The sequence below is a fragment of the Desulfoscipio geothermicus DSM 3669 genome (genome assembly GCF_900115975.1).
Classification (GTDB): domain Bacteria; phylum Bacillota; class Desulfotomaculia; order Desulfotomaculales; family Desulfallaceae; genus Desulfoscipio; species Desulfoscipio geothermicus.
Window position 1 is genome coordinate 58641 of record NZ_FOYM01000019.1, and the last position, 22527, is coordinate 81167.

Below are 22527 nucleotides of genomic sequence, written 5' to 3' on the forward strand. Positions count from 1 at the left end.
ACAAGCCTGGCGGGGCATGTTTCCCCGGCGACACCAACAACTAATTCAACAATAACGGAATTACTTCAATTACCGTTTCGCAGTAAGCGCATTTGACCTTGCGGTTTTCCGGCAGCTTATCAAAAGTTACCTCTCTTTCACATACCGGACACCTGACTGCAGACTCGCCAAAATCATTTTTATACTCCCGAGCTTTGTCGCCGATCCCGCAAGCTGAACAACTTCCACAACCCGACATGTCTTCTCCCCCTTTAATGAATTAAAATCACCAGTCAGAATTATTATATAAGGAATTTACCAGTTAATTAGCCCAAAATCAATTCAGAATATTAAATTACTTGAAAAGATGACCGCTACGCCGCGGGGGCGCAGTTCCATCGTCTTCCCTTTACGCCTTCGCTGCGCTTTTGGGGACTCTCGTCGAACCGTCCCTATAGCGCCGCCAACCTTTCTGTAGTATTAACTTACTGCCGCGCTTTCGCCGGCCACGTACCCTGAAGACCAGGCCCACTGCAGGTTGTAACCGCCGCAGTCGCCGTCGATGTCCAGTACCTCCCCGGCGAAATACAGTCCGGGTTCCAGCTTTGACTCCATGGTTTTCTGATCGACATCCTTCACATCCACCCCGCCGGCGGTTACCTGCGCCGCCGGCCAGGAGTTGGTGCCCGTTACTTGAAAGCGCCAGTCCTGGAGTATACGCAGAACAGCGCCCCTTTCCCCTGCAGTTAATTGGCCCGCCGGCTTATTGATGTCCTCAATCCCCGCTTCCTTCAACAGCACAGGCACGAGACGCTTGTGAATAAATCCCACAAAGCTGAAAGCAAGCGGTTTATGCGCCTGCTGCCGCAGGCGGTTCAACAAGAACGCCTCCAGTTCATCAGGGGACATATAGTTTATTATATTGAGCTTGAGGGTCACCTTCTCCCCCCTGTGCAAAAACTCACCCGCCGTGCGGCTCAGCGCCAGGATGGGGGGACCGGAGATGCCGTAGTTGGTGAACAGTATTTCCCCCGCAGCCCGGGCTAAAGATTTTTTATCCGCCATTATCTCCGCTTCGTAATCAAACTTTATGCCCGCAATCTGTTTCAAAAAATCGGCCGCCAGCTTTAACTGTACCAGGGCCGGGAATGGTTCCACAATGCTGTGGCCGAATTTTTCCGCCAGCGCGTAGCCGCTGCCGTTGGAGCCCAGGTTGGGAGCCGCTTTTCCTCCGGTGGCAATAATTACCCGTTCGGCCTTAAAAATCCCACCGTTCTCCAGATGCAAAATAAACCGGCCATTTTTTCTTGTAATATCCCGCACCCCGGCCTCGCACCGGGTTTCCACCCCCAGCGCTTCCAGTTCGTGCCGCATTACATCCAGCACACTGGAAGCCTGGTTGGAAACGGGATAGACTTTGCCACCGCTTTCCACCTTCCAGGCAATGCCCAGTTTTTCGAAAAAAGCCATGGTTTTATAAAAATCAAAACGGGACAAGGCCCCGTAAGCAAACTTTGGGTTTTTACCGTAATAGTGGTTAATACTTAAATCGGTATTGCTCAGGTTGCACCGGCCGTTGCCGGTGGCCAGTATTTTTTTGCCCACCCGGTTCATCCGTTCCAGTACGGTTACTTCTGCACCGTTATACCTGGCGGCGACGGCGGCGGTGAGACCTGCGGCTCCCCCGCCCACAACCGCTATTTTTACCGGCTTTTTTGGCATTTTCACTCACAACCTCAAAAACATAATAGACCCCCATGCCGCTTGGCACGGCACAATCAGAGGATGAAAATCGTGCAGGTCGGATTGTTCCCCGCTGCGTTCAAAATCTCCGCGTCGATGCTCCGATACATCACTTGCGGGGAACAACCCACCCCGCACTGAACATTTTTTTCAGAGTAGATAACCCGATACTCAACACCTTCGTATTTTGGTGCTGCACTATTTAATTGGGGCATACTTTAACGCTATAAATTCCGCCACCCGCATGCCGTCAACCGCCGCCGAAATGATTCCCCCGGCGTAACCCGGTCCTTCACCGGCCGGGTAAATGCCCGCGATGTTCGCCTGGCATTGCTCATCCCGGATGATGCGCACCGGCGATGAACTTCTGGTTTCCACCCCGGTCAGCACGGCGTCCGGCAGGGCAAAACCCTTGATTTTTCTGTCAAAATCCATTATTGCTTCCTTTAACGTATTTATAACGTAACCCGGCAGGCAGTGCTTCAATTCCGCCAGGGTCACTGACCTGGTATAAGAAGGCTGTACCGAACCGAGAGCCGCGGAGGGCCTGTCCGCCAGAAAGTCGCCCACCAACTGAACAGGAGCCCGGTAGTTCCCCCCGCCCAGCTCAAAGGCTTTTCTTTCCCAGCGGCGCTGGAACTCCACCCCGGCCAGAGGGTGCTCCGAGCCGTAGTCTTCGGGCCTCACTCCCACCAGCAGGGCGCTGTTGGCGTTTTTTTCGTCCCGGGCATACTCGCTCATACCGTTGGTGACCACGCCCCCTTCTTCCGACGCCGCGGCCACCACCGTGCCCCCGGGGCACATGCAAAAGGTATAGGCCGACCGGCCGGCGGGAGAATGGTAGGCCAGCTTGTATTCCGCAGGCCCCAGTTTGGGGTGCCCGGCAAACTTTTTATACTGAGCCAGGTCAATCAAATCCTGCGGGTGCTCTATGCGCACCCCGACGGAGAATGCCTTGGGGGTCATCGCCACCCCTCGTTCGTACAGCATGGCAAAGGTATCGCGCGCGCTGTGCCCGATGGCCGGCACCACCACCTCGGCAGCCATTGTATCCCGGTCGTTGACAACCAGACCCTTTATTCTGCCGTCATTAACTATTATATCGGTCATTTTTTGGTTGAATCTTACTTCTCCACCCAGTTCTATAATTTTTTTGCGAATATTTTTTACCACAGTTTTTAAAATATCCGTTCCGACATGGGGCTTGTGAGAATAAGCTATTTCCCCGGGAGCTCCCGCCAACACCATTTCTTCAATAACCTTCCGGCAACGCCTGTCCTTGATCAGGGTGGTCAGCTTGCCGTCCGAAAAGGTGCCCGCCCCGCCCTCGCCGAACTGCACGTTGCACTCCCTGTCCAGGCGGCCGGTTTGCCAAAAAGCGCGCACCCTTTCCGTACGGGTATCCACGTCAGCGCCTCTTTCCAGCAACAGCGGCCGGTAACCCATCTGCGCCAGCAGCAGCCCGGCAAAAAGCCCGGCCGGGCCTGTCCCCACTATCACCGGGCGGTGCTGCAGTTTTTCCCGGCCCGGTGCAACATAGCGGTAATCCATGGACGGCGTTTCAGTTACATCCCTGTCTTTTACTTTATGCAATACAGCCTGCTCATCCCGCAGCTGCACATCCACCGTGTAAACAAAGTAAATCATATTCTTTTTCCGGGCGTCCACCGACTGCCGGAAAATTTTATAACTTAGTATATCCTTTTCCTGCACACGCAGTTTTTTGCGCAGCTTATCCCTGATTATAGCTGTATCTTCATCAAGGGACAATCTGACTCCGGATACTCTGAGCATATGCGGCTCCCTTTCATTGGCACATTAATTATCTGTTCTGGCATTGATTATATATCAAACCGGTATCAACCGCAAAAAAGGAAAAAAGGGGACTGGCTCTTTTTTCGCTTTATGAAAAAAGTGCCTGTCCCCTTTTACGGTGCTCTTTTTTTATCAATCCTTGAATTATATTGTAATTTTAGGTAATAAATAAATTTAATACATGTATTGCCATAAAATACGTGCAATTTTCATACTTAAAAGGTTGGAAACAATTGTGCTGCGCAATTTTAAATACAAATTCAGGACATGGAAAAAAAACCTGACCCCAAACAACACCGCACCCAAAGCAGGCGACGAATCCGACAAACAGGTATTGTCCAAAAACCTGTCCGTCAACCTGGACCTGGTCAGGAAAAAACTGGGCAACAGCATGGACCTTATTATCAGGGAGTTTAATCTGGGAAACACCCGGGCGGCCCTGGTCTGTCTTGACGGGCTGGTGGATAAGGAGATAGCGGACACGCATATTCTCCAGCCCATGCTGATCCACGCCCGTATGGCCGAGCCCACACCGGTTAAAGGAAAAAATGAACTATGGAAATTTATCAAAGATAACAACCTGTCAGCTATAGATTATAAAGAAGTTTACACCCTGGACGAAGTGCTCAACAAGATCATATCAGGTTTTACCGCCTTACTTATTGACGGCCTGGCCGCGGCGCTGGTAATAAACACCGTAGGTTTCGAGGCCCGGGACGTAAAAGAACCGGAAACCGAGGCCGTGGTCCGTGGACCCCGGGAGGGATTTACCGAGAGGTTGCAGGTTAACACTGCCCTGCTGCGCAGGAAGATAAAATCGCCGGACCTGCGGCTGGAAAGAATGACCCTGGGCCGGGTAACCAAGACTGATATTTGCATCGCTTACGTGCAGGGCATCGCCAACGATAAAATTGTGGACGAGTTAAAAAAGCGCCTGCAGCGCATCGAGATAGACGCGGTTCTGGAGTCGGGGTACATTGAAGCCTTCATTGAGGACGCGCCCTTTTCCATGTTCGCCACCGTGGGCAATACCGAAAAACCGGACATTGCGGCGGCCAAGATGCTGGAGGGCCGGGTGGCCGTCCTGGTGGACGGGAGCCCCATGACGTTAACGATACCCTATCTTTTTATTGAAACCATCCAGGTCAGCGAGGATTACTACTCGCGCTGGCTCTCGGGCACAATGATGCGGTGGTTCAGAATTCTGTCAATTACATTAACCACCCAGTTGCCTGCCCTCTATGTGGCAACGGTTAGTTTCAACGCTGAAGTATTACCCACCATTCTCCTAATCACCATCGCCGCTTCCCGGGAAGGGGTTCCCCTGCCCGCCGCTGTGGAGATGCTTTTTCTGGGTATTATCTTTGAAATATTGAGGGAAGCCGGAATACGCCAGCCCAGGCCCGTGGGCCAGGCGGTGAGCATCATCGGCGCCCTGGTTATCGGCGAGGCCGCCATTAATGCCGGGTTGGTAAGCGCCCCGGCCGTAATGGTTACCGTGCTGACGGGCATTGCCTCCTTTACGATACCGGCCCAGAGCATTACATACATTTTTATCAGGCTTTTACTTCTGGCACTGGCGGCAACAACAGGGTTCTTCGGCTTAATCCTGGGGATTATCATTGTGTTAATCCATATGGCCTCCCTGCGATCCTTCGGGGTGCCCTACCTATCCCCCCTGGCCCCGGCCAACTTCGGAGACTGGAAGGACTTTCTCTTCCGTGCCCCCTTATGGACCATGTTCAGCAGACCCAGTGTCATTGGCTGGCAAAACCGAAAGAGAACCGGCGCTTTTGGCATGCCCAGACCGCCCAAGGACGAAGAGAAAAAGCCGGCAGGGGAAGGGGAAAGAGAATAATGCTTGAAGATGGGAAGATATCCAACAAGCAAGCCGTGTTCCTTATAATAAACACCATTTTGGCCACCAGTATAATTTTTTTGCCCAGTGCGATCTATAAGGAGGCACGGCAGGACGCCTGGATATCCATTATACCAGTGACGGCATTCGGGGTAGTGGCCGGCTTGATTATAGCCTCCCTGGGCATTCGGTTCCCTCGCCGCACCATTATCCAATACAGCGGAGACATTGTCGGCAAACCGCTGGGTAAGGTCATCGGGCTTATCTATACCCTCTTCTTTATTTATATTAACACCTTCATTATCAGGGAAATTGCCGATATGTTCAACACCAACTTCATGCCGGAGACCCCGATATCGGTTTTTTCCATCGGGATAGTTTTTGCCGCGGCTTACGCCATCCGCAGCGGGTTGGAAGTGTTAGCCCGGATGGGCGAGATTATATCTCCATTTGTGCTGGTAATGTTGCTACTGATTGTGGCTTTAATTTACCCGGAAATAGATACTAAATTATTCTTCCCCGTGCTGGAAAAGGGGTTTATACCTGTTTTGAAGGGAGCTTATCCCCCGGCGCTGTTTTTCTCGGAAACCATTATTATGGTAATGCTTATCCCTTACCTGAACAAGCCGTCCGGGGCTAAAGCGTCAATTGCAAAAGCTATACTAATCATCGGCCTGTTTCAATTGATGATCATGGCTACGGTAACCGGGGTACTGGGGGGTCTTACCGCCGACATGAATTTTCCCACTCTGATGCTGGCCAGGTATATCAGCCTGGCGGACCTGATTGAGCGGGTGGAACCGCTCATCATGTTAACCTGGATTGCGGGCGGGTTTATCAAGATTAGCGTATTTTATTACTGCGCCGTGCTGGCCGCGGCCCAGTGGCTGAACCTGCGGGAATATAAGGCGTTGGTGTTGCCTATCGGGGTGCTGCTTACCACTCTTTCCATTATCCTTTGGGAGAATATAGCGCAACTGTCAGAACAGATTTTTAAACGGGTACCTCCTTATTTTCTAACCATAGAAGTAGGTATTCCCCTTATCCTCCTGGTACTGGCTATACTGCGGGGAAAGGGGGCCGCGCAGCGGTGAAAAAAACGGCTTTTTATGCTCTGCTATTTTGTTCCATATTATTGTTGCCGGGCTGCTGGAACCAGGTGGATATTGAGGAAAGGGGTATTGTGGCGGCCCTGGGGATTGATAAAGCAGCAGAGGAAGGTAAGCTTGCGGTTACCGTGCAAATCATTAAGCCGGGGGAAATTAAGGCCGGCGGCAAGGGACAAGGTGGTGGCGCTGCTGGCGGTGGTGAAGCAGTGGCTGTTTATACCGATACCGGATATGACCTGTTCGACGCCCTACGTAACCTGGCCAGGCAGACCGGGCGGAAGCTTTACTTCCCGGAAATGGCCGTTCTGGTCCTCGGGGAGGCCCTGGCCCGGGAAGGTGTCGGTTCGGTAATGGATTTTATGGTGCGGGACGCTGAACCCAGCGTGCGAACCTGGGTGCTGGTGGCCAGAGGCCAAGCCAAAGAGGTCCTGAAAACCCCAATCCCCACCGAAAAGGTGTGGGGGTTTGGATTGGGTAAAATGATCAAGGCCATCAAAGCACACTCTAAGGCGCCCGCCGTGAACGTTCTGGATTTCCTGAAAAACGTGGATAGCACCACCACCTGCCCGGTGGCCACCGGCATACAAATAGTTGGGGTAGAGAAAAAACCGAAACAAGAAGCCGTGACTCCCAGTAAAAGGCCGGTACTGGGGGGTGCGGCAGTTTTCAAGGAATATCAAATGACCGGCTGGCTTGATGAGATACAAACCCGGGGCATGCTCTGGGTCAAGGGGGAAGTTAAGGGTGGCATTGTTGTGGTCCCCTCGCCGCAAAACGAAAATAAGATGCTGGCCCTGGAAATAATCCGGGCCGCCAGTGAAATAAAACCGGAAATCAGCGACGGCAGGATAACCGTTACGGTAAAAATCACCGAAGAAGGGAACATCGGCGAAGTCAAGCCTGATCACATCGAAATAGCCAAACCGGGAGTAATTGAAGCTATTGAAGCCGGGAAAAGGGAGGTCATAGAAAACGAGGTATGGGCCGCCGTGACCAGGGCCCAGGAGCTAAATGCCGACGTGTTCGGCTTTGGCGAAGCGGTGCGTCGCAAATACCCCCGGGAATGGCCGCAGTATGAAAAAATGTGGGGCGAACTGTTCCCCGCTCTGGACGTGCAGGTGAAAGTGGATGCCAAAATCAGGCGGACAGGTATGATTACCAATCCTGAAAAACCGGGCGAAAGTGGGGTTAAGTAAATGAAAATATTATTAGTTTTATCTTTACTGATAATTATCATGCTGGAGACGCCCCGCCTGGTGCGGGAGAAAATGTGGCGCGAACTGGCAGCCTTTTCGGTAATTCTGGTGGTGGCCTATGCCCTGGCCTTTTTAAAAGTGCTGGGAATCAAACCGTTATGATGATGCTGCCAAAGCCCGGCAAACCAACCCGTGTATGATGGCCCGGTTATTTTATTTTAAAAATGCTTTTTAGCAGCTTAACATCTTCATCTTTAATTCCACCAACAAACGACATTACCGCCAGGTATACCGGCAAACCCAGCAACAGTGGAATAAAGATGCCCAACTTTTCAATCTCCAGCAGGTAGATCACCGCAACAATCATGCAGAGCGAGGCCAGTAACGGCTTGACCAGCCACTCGGCCAAATCGGATTTAAGCCCGGTAAGAGTGCGCAGGTCCCCATAGTTCAGCACGGCAATCACGGCGTAAGAAAACGACAGGGCATAAGCAGCGCCGGCTATCCCCAGGGCGGGCACAGCGGTGAGGAAATACACCCCAGCCAGTTTGATAACCGAGCCGGCAATCAGGTTTCGCAACGGTCGCTCGGCCCGGCCCATACCCTGCAAAATGCCCGTGGCGGTCTGGGAAATATATAAAAACGGTCCACCCAGGGCCGCTGCCCTGAGCACGTCGCCCGCCTGCGGGTAATTAAAAAACACCTGGCAAAGCTGCTCCGGCACGGCCAGCAGCAACGCCGTCAACGGTATGCCGGCCAGCATGGTGATACGCAGGGATTCGCCGGCTCTTACCCGCACCAGGTAGTTATTGCCCAGGGCCACGGCGTCGGAAACAGCCGGCACCAGGGCCGTGGCCAGGGCGAAGGTAATGATGCCCGGAGTCAGCACCAGGGTCATGGCAATGCCCACAAGTTCTCCGTAAGCGGCCGTTGCTTCCGGGATGGTAAGGCCGGCTGCGTGCAGCCGGTGGGGAATCAGTATGGCTTCAATGGACATGACCCCCGTGGTCGCCAACCTGGTCAGGGTGACCGGTACCGCCAGACCGAAAATGCGCACCGTAATTTGCCGAACCGGGAGTCTGCCCCCGCCACCGATGTACTCCACACGGGGCCGGTTAAAAAAGTAAATGGCCAGCATCAAAAGAAAACCGGTGCATTCGCCCAGGATAACCCCCAGCGATATACCTATGGCCGCGTATTCCACACCCCTGGGCAGCAAAAAATAAGCGATGCTCAAACCGGCAGCCACCCGGATGAATTGCTCGGTTATTTGCGTTACCGCCGTAGGCGTCATTTGCTGCAAACCTTGAAAAAAACCGCGGAAAGCTGAACAAACCGGCACGATCAGCACGCCGGGTATCAGGCTCAGAAAACAATAGTATACTTTCGGGTTGGGGAAAATGTATTGTTTTAAATATGGCGCCCCAACGAGTAAAATAACGGTACACAGGATGCTCAGCGCAACAATATATGAAAACGCCAACCTGAATACCCGGTAGGCCCCGGGCAGGTTGTTTTTGGCCGTTTCCTCCGCCACCAGCTTGGCAATGGCCAGGGGAATGCCGGCGGATGCCGCCACCAGCACCAGCACATATATGGGATAAACCATGTTAAAAAGCCCCACGCCCTCGGGCCCCATCAAGCGTATCATTAAAATTTGGTAAACAAATCCTACAATACGGTTTAAAAAGTTAGCCAGCAGTAAAATTACTGCTCCGTATAAAAAAGATTGCCGCACCATGGACATCTGCCTCTTTCCTGCACTGCAAGCTAATACAATGTATGTCCAAGCTACGGCAACTATGTGGAAATATTTTTCCGTAGTTTATTGTCTGAAACGGTTGGCAGCCTTGTCCATGGCTTTTGATAAGTCGTTGCGGGCCTCTTCCATCCCGACTTTCAGTTCCTTCCAGGCTTCAGCTCCCGATTCTTTCATTTTTTGCAGTTTAGAATCCAGTTTCCCTTCATTTTTTTCATTTTTCTCATTTACATCCATTGTATTCACCCCCGGCGCTTATCATAACTTTAGCATAGCTCAAAGGACATTATTTATTCATTATCAACCGGAATCAGCAGGAGCCGGGACAGTTTTACCCTGCCAGCCTGAGGCCAAGTTCCCCGGCATACTTTAATGCTTCCTCGTATTCCTGCCGGCTCAATCTTTCTGATATTTCTTCGTACTGATAAGCCCGGTGGGCGGGGTAATACTGTTCCATCAAGTTTACCAGGCAATCGGGCGACAATTCTTCCTTGATAAATTTTAAGACCTCCCTGGTGTCTTCAAGCCCGCCCGGCATTACCAGGTGTCTGATGATCAATCCCCTGTAAGCTATGCCCAGTTCATCGGTTTTCAGCCCGCCCACCTGGCGGTCCATTTCTTTCAGCGCTTTTTTTACCATTTCAGGGTAGTTTTTAACCCCGGAATACCTCTGCCCCCGCTCGGCCAGGTGGTACTTGAAGTCGGGCATGTAAATGTCTATTACACCGTCCAAAAGGGCCAAAGTTTCCAGTTTTTCATAACCGCCGCAGTTGTAAACCAGGGGTAATCTCAAGCCCCTCTCCGCTGCCAAATAAAGGGCTTCCAAAATGTTGGGGACAAAATGGGTGGGAGTAACCAGGTTGATATTATGGCAATGGTAATAATCTTGCAGTTCCAGCATGATGTCAGCCAGTTCGTCATTGCCAACCGGTTGTCCTTCGCCGCCGAAGCTGAGCTCGCAATTCTGGCAGAAGACACACCGCATGTTGCAGTAAGCAAAAAAGATTGTACCCGACCCTTTTGTGCCAACCAGGGGTGCCTCTTCGCCAAAGTGCGGCCCGAAACTGGACACAATAACCTTATCCGTAGCACGACAAACACCAAGTTTTTCCTTGCGATTGACTCCGCAGTTGTGCGGGCATAAATTACATTCCGTCAGATGCTTTTTAGCTTGTTTGATTTTCTCTTGTAATTTGCCACCGGATAAAATTTTAAGATATGCCGGTTCATAATTAGCTGACATTGTCAAACACCCTTTCTTCATGCAACCTCAAGCATGGCAAATCAATATTATTTTAACCTAAAATGTTTGGCCTTACTTACACCTCATCCGTTCGTCCCACAGCACAAGGTCGTGGTTTTTCAGGGACAAGTTTCTATAAAAACAAAAAGCCTCCGGCCAGGTAAAAAACCGGGCCAAAGGCTGATTCACCGTATATTCTTTAATTTTTGTTCCGCTGTTTCCCCCGTCCACCGGTTGAGAAAGACGGGTAAGCCGTACCTTTGCTGAAGAAAATTCTGAATACCAACGCTCCATTTAAAAACACCAGACCAAAAGTTAACAAAAACAACACCGATGACGGGCCGTCATCCATAGTTATAACTCCACTCTCCTTCTAAAAATAAATATTACTTATACACTAACTGTCAATCATCCGGGTTCTTAATCATATTATACAGAATTACCCGCTTTAATAAAACCTCCTTTATGGGTTTGTTACGGCACAAATCAGCCGGTCTCGTTTGTTTTTGTTTATTTTGCAGCTATTTGTTTATAATATCTTTGCCGCGTTAGTTGGAGCATAATTTGCTTGGTAAAATATATGCAGCTGACCGTTTTTTTATTGCAAATTTGCTATTTCATCCAGTATTTCCGGCAGCGGTTTATCGATATGCAGCATATTCAGAACAGCCCGCCACACGCTTTCTTCGCAATCGCCTTGCTGCCATTCAACATCCCTGCCACCGGTTAAACCATATAAAGATACGGCCTCGTCTTCCGGCAACAAAACAAAGTCCGCTTTCTTTGGAGCTGATTCTTCCCGTACAAAGGCGGACAATATAAGCGCCTCGCCGTCAAAAAATACCTCGACCCAGTAATGCTCACATTGTTTATCATTAATATTAATAAATCCTCTTTTGTAAAATACGTCATAGTCATGCAGGAGAAGCAGCCCAAAAGCCACGGAACCGGCTTTCCGGCTATATTCATAAAGGTTGAGGGTTTCAGAGAACTCTTCCTGCAGTGCATCCCTGACCGCGTTGGCTATATCCAGTACTTGCCCCACCTGGTCCAGTTGACAGAACAAAGTAAACCGCTCCTTCTCATAATCACATAATGACTACAGTAAAGTATACCAAAACCGGCGCCACAGGTGTAGGGTGTTTTTAAACGCGTCAAAATGAAGTATTAGTTTTATGTAAAAGGGGTAGTTTAACAAAAGATATGATAAGTGGGGTGGTTCTTCTTTGCTGATTCAGGACAGGTTGACCAGAGGTTTTTTTGCGGGTTTGGCCGGTGGCGTGGCCATGAACATCGTAAATCTGATATCGTATTATGCCGGCATTGCCGAGTTGCGCTTTTTGGATTGGGCGGCGCATACAATTTACGGCACCAAGCCGCAAAATTTCGCGGAAACAGTATTCGCCCAGGGGGTGCAGCTAATCTTTGTCAGCATATTGGGCATCATCTTTGCCTACTTGATCCCACTGCTCACCAGCAGGAATTACCTGTTCAGGGGCTGGCTTTATGGAACAATAATATGGTTTTCCCTGTACGGGCTGTCCATGCTCTTTAAGATAGAGGCAACCACTCCGCTGCGCATGGGTACAGTAGCTACTGACCTGGTGGGAGCCTCCGTTTTCGGGCTGGTCCTGGCGGAAGCATTGCACCGGTGGGGTGAGGACATTAAAGTTTAGCGGGTAATGTGGCCAGTTTGGGGACAGGCACCGTAAAAGGGACTGGCTCCTTTTTCGTTTTTTGAAAAAGGTGCCTGTCTCCTTTTACGGCACCCCCTTTTACTGGAACCAGTCCCCTTTTTGATAGGCTATTGGCGGTTACTCCGGGAGGTTTTTTGCTTACTTGCCACCCTGCGCTTTTTGAATTTTAGCCCAGGTATCCTTCAGGGAAACTATCCGGTTGAAAACCAGCTTCCCATCCGCTGAATCGGGGTCCAGGCAAAAATAGCCCTGTCTTAAAAATTGGTAACGACTGCCCGGCGCCGCTTCCGCCAGGCCGGGTTCAACCAGACATGAGTCCAGTATTTCCAGGGAATTGGGATGCAAGTTTTTCCGGAAATCATCGTCTTCTTCCGGGTTCTCTTTTACAAACAGGTGGTCATACAGGCGTACCTCGGCCGGTACGGCATGGGCGGCCGAAACCCAGTGCAGCGTCCCCTTGACCTTGCGCGTTTCCGTGGACATTCCGCTGCGCGTCTGCGGATCATAGGTGCAGTGCAGTTCAACCACCTCGCCGGTCTTTTCATCCTTGACCACCCGCTCACACTTGATGATGTACGCGTGCTTCAGGCGCACCTCGCGGCCGGGCGCCAGGCGGAAGAATTTTTTGGGCGGGTCTTCGCGGAAATCATCCCGCTCGATATACAATACCCGGGAAAAGGGTACCTGCCGGGACCCCATGGCGGGGTTTTCCGGGTTATTTTCGGCCTCCAGCATTTCCACCCGGTCCTCGGGGTAGTTGTCGATTATAACCTTGAGCGGCCGCAGCACGGCCATGACCCGCGGGGCCCGCGCGTTTAAATCTTCCCGGATGCAGTGTTCCAACATGGCAATGTTAACAATGCTATAGGCCTTGGCCACCCCGATGCGCTCGCAAAAATCGCGGATGGCTTCCGGTGTATAGCCGCGCCTGCGCAAACCCGAAATGGTCGGCATCCGCGGGTCATCCCAGCCGCTGACATGACCTTCTTCCACCAGCAACCGAAGTTTGCGCTTGCTCATGACGGTATGGCTCAAATTGAGCCGGGCAAATTCAATTTGCTGGGGGTGATATACGCCCAGCGCGTCCAGCACCCAGTCATACAGCGGACGGTGGTCTTCAAACTCACAGGTGCAAATGGAATGCGTGACCCCCTCAATGGAATCCGAAAGGGGGTGAGCATAGTCATACATCGGGTAAATGCACCATTTGTCGCCCGTCCGGTGGTGTTTCGCACGCTGTATCCGGTAAAGCACCGGGTCGCGCATGTTCAGGTTCGGCGAGGCCATGTCGATTTTGGCCCGCAACACCCGGGAACCATCCGAAAATTCACCGGCCCGCATCCGCTCAAAAAGGTCCAGGTTTTCTTCCACCGAACGGTTGCGGTAGGGGCTTTCCTTGCCGGGCTCGGTCAGAGTGCCCCGGTACTCCCTGATCTCTTCCGCGCTCAAGTCGCATACATAGGCCTTGCCGGCCTTGATCAACTGCACCGCGTATTCGTACAGCCGCTCAAAATAATCCGAGGCGTAGTACAGCCGATCGTCCCAGTCAAAGCCCAGCCAGCGCACGTCGCTTTTAATGGATTCAACATATTCCACGTTTTCTTTGCTGGGGTTGGTGTCATCAAACCGCAAATTACAGAGCCCGCCGTATTCTTGGGCGATGCCGAAGTTGAGACAGATGGACTTCGCGTGTCCGATATGCAGGTAACCGTTGGGCTCCGGTGGAAAGCGGGTATGTACCCGCCCGTCATTTTTGTTGTTTTTTATGTCTTCATTGATAATGTTTTTAATAAAGTTGGTAGATGTAGTGTTACTCATAACCTTTATTCCTCCACTGCTATTGGTTCACATTTCCATATATTGCCCAAATATCTTGGAAATTATGTAAGTTAAAAAGCTGTTCAAATGCATATCTTTACCCAATTCTACATTTTTACCGGCATTCCTCCAATTAGATGCGGTAAACATTTATCGTTTAATTTGCCGGGCTGTAAACCTGCCGCCAAGTTTCCGGTGGGCAGATTTCTTTTAACAGCACCTGCCGGTAATGTTTTTTGCCGGAGAACCCGTTGGGCGGCCAGTCGACAAGCCTGGGGCTTGGCCGGTGCCCTTCGTGGATGCCGGGTTTCTCCCCTTTCTCCCGGGCCTGCATCAGCCACCGGCGCACCAACTCATCCTCCCCGCAATTGACCACTGTCTCCCTGACTCCGGCTGCCCGCCGGGTGCCGGGACAGCAAATGAAAGTCTGGCAAACCAGGGGCCGCGCCGGGTAAATGGTACACAGCCTGTTTTGCCTGTTAAAAAAAATGCAGCGCTCATCGCTATCGCGGCGCAGCATGATATCCACCACCGGCCCGTCAACCACAATGTAACCCACCTTGTCCAATACTTCCTGCAGGGAAAGATCGGTAAACCCAAGGTATTCCTGTAGACGCAAAACATCTATCCAGGTCAGGGGTGCCCTTTCGGCACAGCAAAGATCGCAGCCCGCGCAGGCCCGTACTTTTTTTCTGCCGCGACTTAAAGGGAACTCCTCGATAACCCGGTTCAACGCATTAAGGTAGTCCTGAACGGAAGCCCGGCTATCCGTGACCGCCAGGTCATAACCCCACTTGTTGCCAAAACGTTTCGGTGTCACCAACACCTTGTCAGCACCCGGCATAGTTAATCCTCCATTATAAATTATAACCTGGAATCTACAATTTTACAGCGGATCACCGCCATCGTTGATGGCACAAGCCGCTCTCCTGTGCCTTCATAACAATTGAGTAGTTTATTGGCGAACGGGACCAAAGCCTGTTGCCCAAACATATTCGCCGTAATACATGTTTCTCCTACACCTGTACCTGGCCGTTTTTATGGGACGCCAGTCCTATGGAAATGGCCCCATCCACTTATTTACCAGCACAAAAGATATTGTAATAATAAAATAAATATCTATCCCGAAGGGGGTATCAAGCATGCATGATAAAATCAGTTCACATCCTGAAATAATTAAAATCATAGAAGTTTGCGGTGAATTTCTCGCCATTGATATGAATAATCCCTGTGATATCGCCGTTGCGCTAACCGAAAAAGAGGCCGTTAATACTCTTAAGGAAAAGCAAAAAAAATACTATTACTAACTGACATATACTGTCCCAATATTAAAAAAGCAAAAAGGGGACAGGCACCGTAAAATGAGGACTGGCCAAAAGGGGACAGGCACTTTTTTAAAAAGCGAAAAAAGAGCCTGTCCCCTTTTGGCCGTTTACCGGAGCCAGTCCCCTTTTGCTTTTTGATTTGTTTATCCGGTTACCAGTTCATTCACAGGTACTTCCCTAGCACTCCCCCGGTCTGCCAAAGACCGGACCAGGGCCGTTTTTTTCTCCGGGTTCAAGCTTTCAATCCAGACAGGCGCGCCTGCGTATAATACTTCAATGGTCTCATCGGAATTGATTATTTGCTGAGCTGTTTGGAAATCCATGTATGTCACTGCTCCTTTGTTTAAATGATACTACCCATATCATTCCCCCTCACGCAATTGTCAATTCATTTAGCATGACAGGACGTGGATATAATGTAAAAATAAAATTGAAATAATGTAACAATAAATTTAATTCTTTTAGAGGGAATAGGTGCTTTATGACGAAAAAATAAGTGTCCTGTGGCATGAGCAACAAATTAATTAAACGTAAGTTAACTGACATTTTTTCATTTTTGTTAAAGTGAGAGAAGGTAACAGATATGTCGCTTTCAAATGTAATCGCCCTCTACAGCACAGACAAGAACACGATCAGTGCTGTTGCAACGGCTATTGATTATAATTTAGTTGTATTGCAAATCACCGGTAATCTCAATGCCCTGGGTCTTTCCATGTCCAAGCTTCCGCCTGATGCATTGATTATTGATGTCCCGGATGATCCGATGCAATTAAAGGACCTGTCCCGTTTTTTTGAAAGCGTATCACCCGTTACGCCCGTGCTGCTGCTTACTTCCGGTCATACAAACAATAAGTCTTCCCTTGCAACGCTGCAGTTTCTGTACGCGTTTAATATAAAAAAACCCTTTGCGCCGGCGCAGCTTTATAACACCATTCAATCCTTGCTGACAGCCGTAAAAACGACCAGGCACGAGCAAAAAACAATCTCCGGGCAAAGGGAAAAGCCGCTGGTTCTGGTGGTGGAAGACAGCCCGTTGCAAATGAACATATTACTGCGTTACCTGGAAGGCCAGGACATGGAAGTAATCACCGCCATGGACGGTTTGCAGGCTCTGAAAACGGCAACGGAACGCATCCCCGACCTGGTGCTGCTGGATGTAGTGCTCCCCGGCATGGACGGTTTCGAAGTATGCCGGCGCATTAAAGCATCGCCCACCACGTCCGAAGTACTGGTGATAATAGTTACTACCCTGAGTAGCCGGGAAGACAAGTTGAAATGCCTCCAGAACGGGGCGGACGAATTCCTGACCAAACCCATAGACCGTCAGGAACTGCTGCTTAAAACCAGCAGCCTGCTAAAACGCAAATACCAACTGGCGGCTCTGGCCAACCAGGTTATCAAAGACCCGCTCACAGGGCTGTACAACCGTAGATACATGGAAAGCATGCTGGAAAAGGAACTGCTTGACGCGCAACGCGACAATACCCCGCTTTCCCTGGTCATGCTTGACGTGGATTACTTCAAAATATATAACGACACCAACGGGCATCCCGCCGGCGATGAAGTGCTGGCGTCCATCGGTAAAATTTTAACCGACCTGCTCAGGCAGTGCGACACCATCATCCGGTACGGTGGAGAAGAATTTTTAGTTATCCTGCCCCAAACCGGTCCGGACGGCGCTTCCCAGGTAGCGGAAAAAATACGCCGGTCGATAGAAGAGTTCCCCTTCCCCCACCGGGAAAGCCAACCCGGGGGAAAGGTAACGGTAAGCCTGGGGGTTGCATCCTTCCCCGATCATTCATTTAACGTCGCAGAACTGGTGGAACTGGCGGACAAAGCCCTGTACAGGGCCAAGCGGGAGGGCCGGAACTGCTTTCGCACGGCGTAAATAACAGTCGGTAAAAGCACTCCGCACTTCCATCGTATTCAGCCCGGTTATGCCAACACTCCCAGGGATTACCATGGAGGTACCCCTATAATTATTTTTTAAAACTCCGCGTGCTTTGTCCCGCCGTATTTCCTGATATCGAGATACCACCGGTACTCTTCCTTGTCCGGCTCCAGTTCTGCCATCCTTTTTTCCAGGTAATCTATTCTTTCTTCCCTTTGACTGCCGCCGATATTGTCCGAAATCCGATTTTAGTATATTTTCCAGGCGGGTCAACAGCGACTTGTCGATGAAATTATTAAAGAATTTCATTTCTTCCGGGGCGTTTTCCAGCGCAAAAAAAGCAGATAGTGAAAAGTTTTTGCAACTTGATCACAAAAGCTTAACGATTTTGTTTAAAATAGATACCAAACACAAAAAGAAAAAGGTTAAAGATTCCCGGCGCACCGGCATACGTTGTCGTGTGGGGCGTTGGATACAAATTCGAGGTGATAACATGAAGTTGAACAGCATCGTAACCAAGCTATGGCTGGCCATAACCGCCCTGGTGTTGATGGTTATCGGAATAACCGGTTTGGTACATACCGACTTGATGGACAAGATTTATTACCAGCAGCAGGCAAACCAACTTATTTCCACAGGACACAGGGTTGCTGACCTTGCCCGCACCGAAAAGAATACTGCCATGCTGGAAGCAAAATTGGATGCTGTCTCCGGTGTTATGGACAATAACATCATGATCATAAACAGCAACAACGGCATACATTCCAGTGCAGGTATGGGCATAGAATCCGCGGATATGCTGCCGGACTTAGAAAATCCCTACCATATCCCACTAACTGAAAACGATTTGGAAAAGCTTTCAAAGGGAGAAACCATTATTTATAGAGGTCGCAGCGAGTTTTTCCAAACAGATGTGCTTTCAGTTGCCATGCCGGTTAAGGACGCCACGAGCGGGGCAAGGATAATAATGATCCATGCCCCGCTTAAACCTTTGGCCGGACAGCTGGCTTCATTCAAGATTATAACCTTTTACACAGCCGTCGGCGGCATCATCCTCGCCACCATCCTGAGCCTGTTTTTTTCAAGACAAGTAGCCCGGCCGCTCCTGGACATGAACCGCGTTGCGCTGGCCATGGCCAGCGGGGATTTTTTACGCCAGGTCAAAGTAAATACCAATGATGAAGTTGGTTTGCTGGCCAATTCTTTAAACACATTATCCGTCCAGCTACAGGAAAAACTGGCCCAGTTGGAGAGATTGGACCGGGCCCGCCGCGAGTTTGTGGCCAACGTTTCCCATGAAATAAAAACTCCTTTAACCATTATGCAAGGCTTTACCGAAGCCCTGCTGGACAACCTGGCAACTGACGAAGATGAAAGGAAAAGTTATCTGAATAACATTGCCGAAGAAATTAAGCGATTAAGGCGCCTGGTCAATGATATCCTGGACCTGAATAAAATAGAGGAAGGGCGCTTTGATTTTGTAAGGGATTACGTGGATTTAAACTCCGTATCCGCCTCGGTACAGCAAAAGTTCAGGGCGCTGGCTGAAGAAAGCGGCATTGAACTGACATTTAATATTGATAAAAAGACTCCACCGGTTTATGGCAGCCAAGACATGATCAAGCAGGTGTATTTCAACCTTATCGATAATGCTATTCGCCATACGCCGGCAGGGGGGAAAATTCTGGTGACCGCATTCCCCAAGGCCGATCAAGTAATGGTTCAAGTCAAGGATACCGGCAGAGGGATCCCTGCCGAAGACCTGCCGATGATCTGGGAAAGGTTTTATAAGGCAGATAAGTCGCGAACCCGGGGTCAGGGTGGAACCGGCCTGGGACTGGCCATTGTGAAAAGGATTATCGAGACCCACGGAGGATGGATAAGCGTAGAAAGCAAACCGGGTACAGGCACTACTTTTACGTTTATCCTGCCCACGGGTCCGAGAAAAACGCACCGGTAAAATGGGGACAGGCTCCGCAAATGGGGACTGGCTCCGATTCGTTTTGTGAATCGGTGCCTGTCCCCATTTTACTGGAGCCAAGGCAAAAAAGGGGACAGGCACCATTTTCAAAAAGCGAAAAAGGAGCCAGTCCCCTTTTTTTTGCCAGTCCCTTTTTGTTTTTTTGTTTTGGGTAAAACAGTCCTAAAGGGTCAATAAATAAAAGAAAATATATACATAATTATGTATGAGGTGATAACCATGTTGACCTTGTTCATTAGAACGGTGATTCTTTACCTGGCAGTGGTGCTGGCCATGAAAATAATGGGTAAACGCCAGGTGGGGCAGTTGCAGCCCTTTGAATTGGTCGTGATCCTGACAATCTCCGCCATGGCCGCCATAGCTATGCAGAATGTGGGCGTCCCACTGCTGAACAGTATCATACCTATTATAACTATTACGGTCATGCAAGTCATTTTATCTTTGATAAACCTGAAAAGCGAAAAAGCAAGGGGCATAATTTGCGGCAGGCCGAGCATAGTGGTGGAAAACGGAAAGATAGTGGAAGAAGAGTTAAGGAAATTAAGGATTAACGTCAATGACCTGCTCGAACAGTTAAGGGCAAAAAACTATTTCAACATAGCTGACGTTGAGTACGCCATCCTGGAAACCAACGGGCAGTTAAGCGTACTTACCAAGTCCCAAAAACGCCCCGTGCAGCCGGAAGACTTGCAGATACAAACAAAATATGAAGGCCTCCCCACAACCCTCATCATAGACGGTAAAGTTAATTATGAGAATTTAAAAAAGGTTAATCTTGATGAAAGCTGGTTGAAAAAAGAATTACGCAAATTTGGTATCACTGATGTAAAAGAGGTCTTTTTTGCCAGTTTGGATAGTCTGGGCAATCTTTTTTATCAAGTCAAAACAGCTGCCGGCAGGGGGTTAAAGTAAAAATAATGAAAAATTTCATTATTACACTGACGCTAATCCTCACTTTGTCCCACCCCGGCGCTTTTGCCGCTGCAAAACCTGCAGCGCCCCCCAACCCCCTCCTGTCCAAAACCATTGCCATCGACCCCGGGCATGGCGGTTACGACCCCGGCGCAATTTGGGGGGATATTTATGAGAAAGATATTAACCTTAGGGTAGCCAAAGCAGTGAAAAAACACCTTGAACGCGCCGGTGCAAAGGTTGTATTGACCCGAGACGGCGACTACAACCACGCAATTGCCGGGCTGCACGGGCGGGAAGCCAAACGCTACGATTTAAACCAGCGGATCAAGCTAATTAATGCTCACAAAGCAGATATAGCAATCACCATTCACGTCAACAGTGTAAGTAAAAGATCTTATGAGGGCGCGGAAGCTTTTTACCACCCCAAGTCCGCGGAAGGGAAAAAACTGGCCCTGGCCATCCAACAGGAACTCAGGGCCATACCGGGTATGAAACAACGAATAGCCAAAATCAGCAACTGCTACATGCTGAGCAACACCAGGGTGCCCGCAGTTTTAGTGGAAGTTGGCTTTTTAAGTAACGCACATGAAAGGGAACTGTTACAGGACCCCGCATACCTGGATACCCTGGCCCGGAAGATTGCTGCCGGAGTGGTTATATATTATACTGCGCCGGCCGGGGCGGCAAAACAGGGAATTCTGCAAAAAACAGCCACCGGCCTGGACTTCGTATTCAGGATAATGGAGCACACCTTCTTTGCCGGCAACCGTCACGAAAACAGCCGTTGTAATTGCATCATTCATTAATTATTCCGGGTCATCCGGCAAAAAACAATAATCCGCAATATCAAAAAATATGCCCTGACCAATATTCAGGTTGCTGTCTGAATCATGGTAACATATGAGATGTTTCCGCAGCCAAAAAGATTAATGAATATAAAGTTATGGAAATGCCGCTGAAAAGACATCGGCCCTGTTTGGAACGACGCCAAAAAATTAATTGAAGAGGCTGGGTTGGCTCTTGAGATCAAGTAACTCCCTTGTGGCAACCATTGAACCGTTTCCTCCCCTGGTGATGGCAAACTGTCCTTTCCACTTGGGATCGGTCATTTCTTCCAGAGTTTTGGGCATTTCCTCTTCGGTAAATCAAGTCTTTGCTATACATCAGAACCCGGGAGCGGGCGGATAAACCGACCCAGGAGCCGTCCTCAGCCCTGAATTTGGGGTCAATAATATCCAGGGCTTTGGAATCGTTTGCCGCCAATGCACCCTGGAGCCTCAAATATTCCATGGCTCCGGTATCATTGGAAAAGAGAATACATCGGCTTGGGATAATGATTATCATTATTAATAATCAAATAGAAATTTTGCCTGTATGACACTAAAAGCCGAACGTTTCGTTCGGCTTTTAGTCCTTTGTTACGCATTGTCATGTAATACCTTCCAACCTAAAGATTTTCCTCATGAGCCAGGATGGAAAGCTTATTGGCAGTATTGCGATGCGATCCCTTTAACCTCGCCCCAATCCGGGTTTAACATCATCATTTTGTACTTTTCTCATCATCAATTTCAGAAACATTATCGGTATGGAAGCCGGTCTCTGACTCATCAACCTTAAACTTAACCACGGTGTTTTGCAGTTCTTCAGCAATGTTGGCCAGTTCCTGAGCGGAACCGGATACCTGCTGCACGGTGGAAGCAATCTGTTCGCTGGCAGCGGTAAGCTGCTGTGTACCCTCGTTGGCCTGCTTGACACCGGTCGCGATATCCTGCATCATTGCCGTGTTCTTTTCCACCGCTTTAATGATCTGCTGCAAGGAAGCGCCGGCGTTACCGGCCACCTGCACTCCTTCACTTACTTCCCTGCTGCCATATTCCATTGCATTTATGGCTTCCCCGACGCCATCCTGAATTTCCTTGATCAGACCGGTAATTTCATTGGCCGCGCCGGCTGACTGCTCAGCAAGTTTACGCACTTCCTCCGCCACCACTGCAAACCCCCGGCCGTGTTCCCCGGCCCGGGCGGCCTCGATGGCGGCGTTCAGAGCCAGAAGGTTGGTCTGGTCCGCTATGTTGGTAATGGTGTTTATAATTTCTCCAATTTTGTTGGATTGCTCACCAAGTTCTTGAACGGCCTTGGCAACGTTTTCAGTACTTGAGGCAATAATGTTTATTTTTTCTACCGTTTCCTTTACGGCC

22 protein-coding genes and 1 pseudogene are annotated in these 22527 nt (G+C 49.9%); 10 read left to right on the top strand and 13 right to left on the bottom strand.

Annotation, left to right across the window (positions count from 1 at the left end; translation table 11 throughout):
- Positions 1-40: 40 nt before the first annotated feature.
- The 3 genes from BM299_RS12060 to BM299_RS12070 form a co-directional block, all read right to left on the bottom strand.
- The gene (locus BM299_RS12060; RefSeq protein WP_092484519.1) at positions 41-238 is read right to left on the bottom strand and encodes a hypothetical protein; all 198 of its coding nucleotides are present in this window, start codon (positions 236-238) and stop codon (positions 41-43) included.
- A gap of 221 nt (positions 239-459) precedes the next feature.
- On the bottom strand, positions 460-1701 hold the full coding sequence (locus BM299_RS12065) for a BaiN/RdsA family NAD(P)/FAD-dependent oxidoreductase (RefSeq protein WP_092484521.1): 1242 nt from the start codon (positions 1699-1701) through the stop codon (positions 460-462).
- A 219-nt stretch (positions 1702-1920) separates the two neighbouring features.
- Entirely contained in the window at positions 1921-3516 is a 1596-nt protein-coding gene (locus BM299_RS12070) for an NAD(P)/FAD-dependent oxidoreductase (protein WP_092484524.1), read from the bottom strand.
- Between the two features lie 256 nt (positions 3517-3772).
- Between BM299_RS12070 and BM299_RS12075 the strand changes: the two genes are divergently transcribed.
- From BM299_RS12075 to BM299_RS19380, 4 genes are read left to right on the top strand one after another with little or no spacing between them, the layout of a single operon-like run.
- On the top strand, positions 3773-5395 hold the full coding sequence (locus BM299_RS12075) for a spore germination protein (RefSeq protein WP_165608297.1): 1623 nt from the start codon (positions 3773-3775) through the stop codon (positions 5393-5395).
- Positions 5395-6489 (top strand): GerAB/ArcD/ProY family transporter, encoded by a 1095-nt coding sequence (locus tag BM299_RS12080; RefSeq protein WP_165608298.1) that lies wholly within the window; start codon positions 5395-5397, stop codon positions 6487-6489. The genes BM299_RS12075 and BM299_RS12080 overlap by 1 nt, the downstream gene beginning before the upstream one ends.
- Positions 6486-7700, top strand: a complete 1215-nt coding sequence (locus BM299_RS12085; RefSeq protein WP_092484533.1) for a Ger(x)C family spore germination protein — start codon at positions 6486-6488, stop codon at positions 7698-7700. The genes BM299_RS12080 and BM299_RS12085 overlap by 4 nt, the downstream gene beginning before the upstream one ends.
- On the top strand, positions 7701-7862 hold the full coding sequence (locus BM299_RS19380) for a hypothetical protein (RefSeq protein WP_165608299.1): 162 nt from the start codon (positions 7701-7703) through the stop codon (positions 7860-7862). It abuts the gene before it with no gap.
- Positions 7863-7908: 46 nt separating this feature from the next.
- On the opposite strand, the gene spoVB is transcribed toward BM299_RS19380, so the two are convergent.
- The 4 genes from spoVB to BM299_RS12105 all read right to left on the bottom strand — a co-directional run bounded on the left by spoVB (position 7909) and on the right by BM299_RS12105 (position 11768).
- A complete protein-coding gene (spoVB, locus tag BM299_RS12090) occupies positions 7909-9447 on the bottom strand; it encodes a stage V sporulation protein B (RefSeq protein WP_342741335.1) in 1539 nt (512 codons plus the stop codon).
- A 78-nt stretch (positions 9448-9525) separates the two neighbouring features.
- Positions 9526-9696 (bottom strand): sll1863 family stress response protein, encoded by a 171-nt coding sequence (locus tag BM299_RS19385; RefSeq protein WP_165608300.1) that lies wholly within the window; start codon positions 9694-9696, stop codon positions 9526-9528.
- Between the two features lie 94 nt (positions 9697-9790).
- Positions 9791-10702 (bottom strand): radical SAM protein, encoded by a 912-nt coding sequence (locus BM299_RS12095; protein WP_092484539.1) that lies wholly within the window; start codon positions 10700-10702, stop codon positions 9791-9793.
- A 598-nt stretch (positions 10703-11300) separates the two neighbouring features.
- The gene (locus tag BM299_RS12105) at positions 11301-11768 is read right to left on the bottom strand and encodes a hypothetical protein (protein ID WP_092484545.1); all 468 of its coding nucleotides are present in this window, start codon (positions 11766-11768) and stop codon (positions 11301-11303) included.
- Positions 11769-11928: 160 nt separating this feature from the next.
- Here BM299_RS12105 and BM299_RS12110 point away from each other — a divergent pair, with 160 nt between their 5' ends.
- Positions 11929-12378 (top strand): DUF6789 family protein, encoded by a 450-nt coding sequence (locus BM299_RS12110; RefSeq protein ID WP_245779757.1) that lies wholly within the window; start codon positions 11929-11931, stop codon positions 12376-12378.
- A 159-nt stretch (positions 12379-12537) separates the two neighbouring features.
- Here BM299_RS12110 and BM299_RS12115 read toward each other — a convergent pair whose 3' ends face one another.
- Positions 12538-14217 (bottom strand): glutamine--tRNA ligase/YqeY domain fusion protein, encoded by a 1680-nt coding sequence (locus BM299_RS12115; RefSeq protein ID WP_092484548.1) that lies wholly within the window; start codon positions 14215-14217, stop codon positions 12538-12540.
- A 157-nt stretch (positions 14218-14374) separates the two neighbouring features.
- On the bottom strand, positions 14375-15061 hold the full coding sequence (locus BM299_RS12120) for a YkgJ family cysteine cluster protein (RefSeq protein ID WP_092484551.1): 687 nt from the start codon (positions 15059-15061) through the stop codon (positions 14375-14377).
- A gap of 298 nt (positions 15062-15359) precedes the next feature.
- Between BM299_RS12120 and BM299_RS19390 the strand changes: the two genes are divergently transcribed.
- Entirely contained in the window at positions 15360-15524 is a 165-nt protein-coding gene (locus BM299_RS19390) for a hypothetical protein (protein ID WP_165608301.1), read from the top strand.
- Positions 15525-15685: 161 nt separating this feature from the next.
- On the opposite strand, the gene BM299_RS12125 is transcribed toward BM299_RS19390, so the two are convergent.
- A complete protein-coding gene (locus BM299_RS12125) occupies positions 15686-15865 on the bottom strand; it encodes an H-type small acid-soluble spore protein (protein ID WP_092484554.1) in 180 nt (59 codons plus the stop codon).
- A 260-nt stretch (positions 15866-16125) separates the two neighbouring features.
- Here BM299_RS12125 and BM299_RS12130 point away from each other — a divergent pair, with 260 nt between their 5' ends.
- Positions 16126-17430, top strand: coding sequence for a diguanylate cyclase (locus tag BM299_RS12130; RefSeq protein ID WP_092484557.1), 1305 nt, complete (start codon positions 16126-16128; stop codon positions 17428-17430).
- A gap of 101 nt (positions 17431-17531) precedes the next feature.
- Here the strand turns inward: BM299_RS12130 and BM299_RS12135 are convergent.
- A pseudogene (locus BM299_RS12135) lies at positions 17532-17769 on the bottom strand (asparagine--tRNA ligase); the annotation flags it as partial.
- 157 nt (positions 17770-17926) lie between these two features.
- Between BM299_RS12135 and BM299_RS12140 the strand changes: the two are divergent.
- The 3 genes from BM299_RS12140 to BM299_RS12150 all read left to right on the top strand — a co-directional run bounded on the left by BM299_RS12140 (position 17927) and on the right by BM299_RS12150 (position 21135).
- Complete coding sequence (locus BM299_RS12140) at positions 17927-19393, top strand: sensor histidine kinase (RefSeq protein WP_092484587.1); 1467 nt, start codon at positions 17927-17929, stop codon at positions 19391-19393.
- 240 nt (positions 19394-19633) lie between these two features.
- Positions 19634-20326 carry a DUF421 domain-containing protein gene (locus BM299_RS12145; protein WP_092484560.1) on the top strand — a complete coding sequence of 231 codons (693 nt, stop codon included), beginning with the start codon at positions 19634-19636 and terminating at the stop codon, positions 20324-20326.
- A 5-nt stretch (positions 20327-20331) separates the two neighbouring features.
- Complete coding sequence (locus tag BM299_RS12150) at positions 20332-21135, top strand: N-acetylmuramoyl-L-alanine amidase family protein (RefSeq protein ID WP_092484563.1); 804 nt, start codon at positions 20332-20334, stop codon at positions 21133-21135.
- A 189-nt stretch (positions 21136-21324) separates the two neighbouring features.
- On the opposite strand, the gene BM299_RS20240 is transcribed toward BM299_RS12150, so the two are convergent.
- Positions 21325-21459, bottom strand: coding sequence for a hypothetical protein (locus tag BM299_RS20240; RefSeq protein WP_281246375.1), 135 nt, complete (start codon positions 21457-21459; stop codon positions 21325-21327).
- A gap of 410 nt (positions 21460-21869) precedes the next feature.
- The coding region (locus tag BM299_RS12160) for a methyl-accepting chemotaxis protein (protein WP_245779758.1) at positions 21870-22527 on the bottom strand (658 nt) is incomplete at its 5' end.